This is a genomic window from Brevibacillus sp. NRRL NRS-603 (assembly GCF_003013445.1).
GTDB classification, from domain to species: domain Bacteria; phylum Bacillota; class Bacilli; order Brevibacillales; family Brevibacillaceae; genus Brevibacillus; species Brevibacillus formosus.
In genome coordinates this window covers 1-4,417 of record NZ_PXZN01000099.1, presented here as the reverse complement: position 1 = coordinate 4,417, position 4,417 = coordinate 1, and the positions used below count along the sequence as shown (strand labels likewise).

Sequence of the window (4,417 nt, the reverse complement as noted above, 5' to 3'; positions counted from 1 at the left end):
AATGGGGAAGAGGTCCCAGACAGCCATTGCTTCGTGGAAAAGACAAAGCTCGTCCACCAATACCGCAAGTTTTTGTTCATCGATCCTGATTTGCCGCAGGAATTGTTGCCAGAGCTGTGGTTGGGCAAAGAGGCGGATCAGTTGTTCCAAAATTACTATCAGCTATTGAATCCAGGGGCAGTACGATTCTTCGAGACCGTGTATGAAGCTGCGCCATCCGCATAGGCGAAAGCTCCGAAGGAAAGGCCCTAGCACGTCTAGGGTCTTTTTTTATAAATATTTTTTCATTATTCAAAATGTAAGCGCTTTACTTGGGTGCAGTTTGGTGGACGAGAAACAAAGGGGGTACAGCACGAATATGACGGAATTGCTGCAGTATGTTGCAAACGGCCTCGTCAGTGGCGGGATTTACGCGATCGTAGCGGTTGGTTTCATTACGATTTACAACGTAAGCAAGGTGATCAATCTGGCACAAGGTGAATTTTTGATGCTGGGCGGAATGGTCACAGTCGCCTTGATTGGCATGAACCTTCCGTATGGGTTGGCGGCATTGCTCGCGATCCTCATGGTGACCTTGATCGGAGTTTTGATGCAGAAATATGTAATTGCTTACGTCAAAAAGGCTAATCCAATTAGTTTGATTATTTTGACGATAGGGATTTCCACACTGTTTCGCGGCATTGCCAGCTTTATTTGGGGAAAAGATGCGTTTGCACTTGAACCGATTACGAGCAATGAGCCGATCTCGATCGGCGGTGTGATGATCGCGCAACAAAGTATCTGGATTTTGGCTGCTGTTCTTATCATTCTTTTTTTACTTTGGTACTTGATGGACAAGACGATTCTCGGCAAAAAAATCAACGCCTGCTCGGTCAACCCGATGGCAGCTCGCCTGATGGGGATTAGCCCGACGAAGATGAGTATGCTGGCCTTCGCGATCAGTGGAGCGACGGGAGCGATTGCAGGAATTGTGATCGCGCCGCTTTCTGTAACGTCGTACGATGTCGGCGTGCTGCTCGGGATCAAAGGCTTTTCCGCAGCCATTCTTGGCGGACTGGGAAATCCATTGGGTGCAGCCGTAGCCGCCTTTTTACTCGGGATCGTCGAGTCGCTGGGAGCAGGTTACATCAGCTCCGGTATGAAGGACGCGATCGCCTTTCTGGTGTTGATCGGCATGCTGTTGATTAAGCCATCCGGCATCTTTGGGGAACGCAGCGTTGGAAAAGGAGGGCTATGATGAAGCAGATCATCGATAAGTGGGGCAAAAGCATAGGAATCTACCTGTTTTTGATGATTCTTTTCCCATTCGTGATGCCAGATGAATACTATCGTTCTGTCGGAATTATTATCGGTCTTCAGGCAATCGTAACCATCGGGCTATGCCTCGTGATGGGACTGGCGGGACAAATTTCGCTGGGACAAGCAGCGTTTTGGGGGATAGGCGCCTATACCTCGGCAGTATTGACGACCAAGTACGGTCTGCCGCCATTTATCGGCCTCATAGCTGCTGCGATTGTTCCAGGGTTATTCGCCTTTATCCTCGGGCGGGCGATAGCGGGGCTGCAAGGCTACTACCTCGCGATGGCAACTCTCGCATTTGGCTACATCGTCCAGATCGGAATTACGGAATGGGAGCCGGTCACAGGGGGAGCAAATGGGATGATCAGCATTCCGCAAATGACTTTCTTTGGTGGAAGCGAGCTATCCATGTACTTTCTGATTTGGGGAGTCGTCACCTGTGTGCTGCTCTTCTCACTTAATCTCTTGAATTCACGTGTCGGCAGAGCGTTTCGGGCGATTCACAAAAGTGAGATTGCCGCGACCTCGATGGGAATTGATGTCCGCAAGTTCAAGCTGAATGCCTTTGTGGTAAGTGGCATGTTTGCTGGTATTTCCGGCGGCCTGTACGCCCATTACATGGGAATTCTTGATCCGCAGCCGTTTGGACTGCACGAGTCGATCAAGTTTCTCACGATGGTCGTCATCGGCGGGATGACAAGCATCTGGGGCGCTTTGATCGGGACGATCCTGATTGGCTTTATCAGTGAAGCGCTGGTTCTCTTGAGTGAAGTAGTGCCGGGCTTGCAGGGGGATGTGGACACGATTGTATTCGGTGCGATTCTCGTGCTGTTCATCATGTTCATGCCAGAAGGATTGGTTCCGCGCATCCGGACTGCTTTCGAAAAAGGGCAGGCGAAAAAGGCGAAGGCCATGGCTGACGAAGCACAGCGAAAGCAGCAGGTGGAAAGGAAGGCTGCAACATGACAACACTTTTGGATGTGCAAAAGCTTTCTCGTGATTTTGGCGGCGTACGGGCAGTGAATCAAGTAGATTTTCAGGTGCGTGAAGGAGAGATTCTCGCGCTGATCGGTCCGAATGGAGCTGGAAAAAGTACGGTGCTCAACATGGTGTCAGGTGTGATCCCGCCTTCAGAAGGAGAAATTCGCTTCAGCAGCCAGCCGTTGACACGTGTGCAAGGCTACGAATATGCCGGATTGGGCATCACGCGAACCTTTCAAAACCTCCAAACCTTTGACGATATGACCGTCTTGGAAAACGTCATGGTCGGTATGCATACCCAGACAAGCGCGAGTCTCTTTTCCTGCGGCATGAATCTGGCAAAGTCCCGCAAGGAAGAAAGGCTGATGCAAGAGCAAGCACAGACGTGGATAGAGAATGTAGGACTGGCGGAGGAAGCGTCTTCTTTGGCTGGGAGCTTGCCATATGGGAAGCTGCGGCTGATGGAAATTGCCCGCGCGATGGTAGCCAAGCCGCGACTGCTCTTGTTGGATGAGCCTGCTGCGGGTCTGAATCATACCGAGACGGCGGAGATGAGCCGCATGTTTTGCGAGATTCGCGACAACGGAACGGCTATTTTGCTAGTGGAGCATGACATGGACATGATCATGACGATTGCGGACCGCATCGTTGTGTTGGATCAAGGATCAAAAATCGCAGAAGGAACCCCGCGTGAGATTCAGGAGAACCCGCGAGTGATTGCGGCGTATCTGGGTGCAGAATGAAGCGCGAAAGAGGTGGAACAAGATGGGGAAGACAGTCCTTACAGTAGACAACATCACGGCTCGCTACGGTCCGGTAGAGGTGCTGCACGGCATTACTCTGCAAGTGAACGAGGGAGAAATTGTTTCCCTGTTAGGCGCAAATGGAGCAGGCAAAACGACGCTTTTGAACTGTATCTGCGGTCTTCACGCCGACAAGGAAGGCAAGATTTTGTTTCGTGACGCGGACATTACACGTGTCCCTGCGGAGCTGGTAGTACCCAGGGGCATGGCGCATGTACCGGAGCGCAGACAAATTTTTTCCACGCTGACCGTGGAGGACAATTTATGGTTGGGTGCTTCGCATCGGATGCCCAAGACGAGCAAAAAGGAAATTGCCAAGGAAATGGAGACAGTGTATGAACGTTTTCCCATTTTGGCAGAGCGGAAATGGCAGCTCGGAGGCACGCTTTCCGGGGGGCAGCAGCAGATGCTTGCTATTGGCAGGGCGCTCTTGTCTCGACCGCAGCTCCTCCTGTTGGACGAGCCTTCGCTAGGGTTGGCTCCATTGATTGCCAAAGAAATCCTGACGATTGTGCAGGAGATTCGCTCGGAGTGGGGCACCACAGTGCTGTTGGTCGAACAAAATGCTCGCGCAGCGCTCGCTATTTCCGACCGGGCTTACGTACTCAGTACGGGAACCGTCATGCTGGAAGGGAAGGCAGACGAGATTAGCAATGACCCGCGTGTACAATCTGCTTATTTGGGTAGCTCCCACGAAGCAGTGTAGCCAGCAAAGCAGTTTGATCAAGATCAATCACATACATGAGGGGGGTACACCCATGAAAAAACGAACATTCAAAAAATGGCTATTTCCAGCAGCAGTCGCTTCACTCGTATTCTTGAGCGCCTGTGGAGGCGGTGCCACGCCAGCAGCAGAATCAGGCACTGGTGGCGCCAGCAAGGACCCGATCAAGGTCGGCGCAATTTTCTCGCTGACTGGTCCGAACAGTCCGCTCGGCGTACCGGAGAAGCAAGCGGTAGAGCTGTTAGTAAAAGAAATCAACGGCGCAGGTGGGGTGGATGGCCGACCGTTGGAAGTCATTTTTGAAGACGACAAGTCTGACAATACGGAAGCGGTAAAAGCGATCAAAAAGCTCGCTTCCAAAGAAAAGGTCGTAGCTGTACTCGGTTCCTCAGGCAGTGGTCCGTCTCTCGGGATGGCAGAGTATGCCGCAGCAGAAAAGCTCCCGCTGATCTCCATGGCAGCGGCAGACCAAATCACCAATCCGGTTCGTGCCGGCATCTACAAAACACCGCACACGGACGTACATGGAACAAAGCGCATTTTCAAATATTTGAAGGAAAAAGGCATTACGAAAATTGCTACGCTCAATGACAGCAATCCATACGGAAGT

The 4,417-nt window shown here is 51.6% G+C and carries 6 protein-coding genes; all 6 read left to right on the top strand.

The annotated features are described in order from the left end of the window. A partial coding sequence (locus C7R94_RS28540; protein WP_304533973.1) for a PaaX family transcriptional regulator C-terminal domain-containing protein occupies window positions 1-225 on the top strand: 225 nt, incomplete at its 5' end. 133 nt (window positions 226-358) lie between these two features. Continuing rightward, window positions 359-1,237 carry a branched-chain amino acid ABC transporter permease gene (locus tag C7R94_RS28535; protein ID WP_106785913.1) on the top strand — a complete coding sequence of 293 codons (879 nt, stop codon included), beginning with the start codon at window positions 359-361 and terminating at the stop codon, window positions 1,235-1,237. Continuing rightward, entirely contained in the window at window positions 1,234-2,265 is a 1,032-nt protein-coding gene (locus C7R94_RS28530) for a branched-chain amino acid ABC transporter permease (protein ID WP_233220696.1), read from the top strand. Before C7R94_RS28535 ends, C7R94_RS28530 begins: the two co-directional genes overlap by 4 nt. Further along, window positions 2,262-3,023, top strand: coding sequence for an ABC transporter ATP-binding protein (locus tag C7R94_RS28525; protein WP_106785912.1), 762 nt, complete (start codon window positions 2,262-2,264; stop codon window positions 3,021-3,023). The genes C7R94_RS28530 and C7R94_RS28525 overlap by 4 nt, the downstream gene beginning before the upstream one ends. 22 nt (window positions 3,024-3,045) lie before the next feature. Further along, on the top strand, window positions 3,046-3,789 hold the full coding sequence (locus tag C7R94_RS28520; RefSeq protein ID WP_106785911.1) for an ABC transporter ATP-binding protein: 744 nt from the start codon (window positions 3,046-3,048) through the stop codon (window positions 3,787-3,789). A gap of 52 nt (window positions 3,790-3,841) precedes the next feature. Continuing rightward, on the top strand, window positions 3,842-4,417 hold a 576-nt coding region (locus tag C7R94_RS28515), incomplete at its 3' end, for an ABC transporter substrate-binding protein (protein ID WP_146142841.1).

Excerpts from the sequence above, each read along its gene's own strand:
- C7R94_RS28535 (WP_106785913.1), top strand. The coding sequence starts at position 359 with ATGACGGAATTGCTGCAGTATGTTGCAAACGGCCTCGTCAGTGGCGGG.
- C7R94_RS28530 (WP_233220696.1), top strand. The coding sequence starts at position 1,234 with ATGATGAAGCAGATCATCGATAAGTGGGGCAAAAGCATAGGAATCTAC.
- C7R94_RS28525 (WP_106785912.1), top strand. The coding sequence starts at position 2,262 with ATGACAACACTTTTGGATGTGCAAAAGCTTTCTCGTGATTTTGGCGGC.
- C7R94_RS28520 (WP_106785911.1), top strand. The coding sequence starts at position 3,046 with ATGGGGAAGACAGTCCTTACAGTAGACAACATCACGGCTCGCTACGGT.